The organism is Vibrio anguillarum (assembly GCF_001989995.2).
In the GTDB taxonomy this organism is placed as follows: domain Bacteria; phylum Pseudomonadota; class Gammaproteobacteria; order Enterobacterales; family Vibrionaceae; genus Vibrio; species Vibrio anguillarum.
This window is the reverse complement of the sequence record NZ_JAHGUP010000115.1, coordinates 1-1,294: the sequence shown is the minus strand read 5'-3', so window position 1 is coordinate 1,294 and position 1,294 is coordinate 1. Positions and strand designations below refer to the sequence as shown.

The following is a 1,294-nucleotide window of genomic DNA, read 5'->3' as shown; positions in this document are numbered from 1 at the left end:
GGTAGTGTTTAGAAATCTGTGTCATTTCAGTATGATATACAAAACAGGAATGACACATGAATAAAGACTTCGATCTAGAACAAGCTATTAAAGCCCTTCAGTCAGGCCAAGACCTGGCAGGTAAAGATGGCTTCTTAACTCCGCTCATTAAACAAATCACAGAAGCTGCTTTGAAAGCAGAACTCGAACAGCACCTTGAAGGTGATGAGCAACCTAACCGTAAGAACGGCTCAAGCAAGAAAACGATTAAGTCTTCTGTCGGCACGTTTGAACTGGATACCCCACGCGACCGCTCTGGAACATTTGAACCCCAGTTAGTTAAGAAGAACCAGACTAAATTGACCGATGAGATCGACCGTAAGATCCTATCCATGTTCTCGCTCGGTATGAGCTACCGTGATATCCGTGGTCACGTAGAAGATATGTATGGCATTGATGTCTCTGAGGCCACCATCACAGGTGTTACCGACCGTTTGATACCTGAGCTGAAGGAGTGGCAGCAACGTCCGCTCGATGCACTTTATCCCTTTGTCTGGCTTGATGCCATCCACTATAAAATCAAAGAAGACGGACGCTACGTTAGCAAAGCGATATACACAATATTGGGCTTAGATGTTGAGGGGAAAAAGGAGCTACTCGGTCTTTATCTGTCAGAGTCGGAAGGCGCTAATTACTGGCTCTCCGTGCTAACAGATCTGTATAACCGCGGCGTTGAAGATATCTTGATCGCCTGCGTAGATGGGCTAACAGGCTTCCCAGAAGCGATAGCAACCATCTATCCTGATACAGAAGTTCAGCAATGCATCATTCACCAAATCCGTAACTCTATGAAATATGTTGCCTCTAAGCATCAGAAGGCGTTTATGGCCGACTTGAAGCCAGTCTATCGGGCTGTCAGCAAAGAAGCGGCCGAGATGGAGTTGGATCGTTTGGAAGCCAAATGGGGACAGCAATACCCAATAGTGATTCGTTCCTGGCGGAACAAATGGGCAAATTTATCGGTTTACTTTAAATATCCAGAATACGTCCGAAAGGCTATTTACACGACAAATGCTATTGAAGCCGTACATCGCCAATTCCGTAAACTGACCAAAACTAAGGGTGGGTTCCCAAATGAAAATAGCTTGCTTAAGCTACTGTATGCTGGGATATTGAATGCTTCTAAGAAATGGACAATGCCAATACAGAATTGGAATACGACATTGTCTCAACTGGCGATTCATTTTGAAGGTCGCTTGGATGACGTCTTAGATATTTAGCCAAAATTAGCTGACACAGAATTCTGAACGCCCTC

The 1,294-nt window shown here is 44.7% G+C and carries 1 protein-coding gene; it reads left to right on the top strand.

Features of this window, described 5'->3' with window-relative positions; genetic code table 11:
• The first annotated feature begins 56 nt into the window (after positions 1 to 56).
• Positions 57 to 1,259 (top strand): IS256 family transposase, encoded by a 1,203-nt coding sequence (locus tag PL85_RS17030; RefSeq protein ID WP_115339071.1) that lies wholly within the window; start codon positions 57 to 59, stop codon positions 1,257 to 1,259.
• The last annotated feature ends 35 nt before the right edge of the window (positions 1,260 to 1,294 follow it).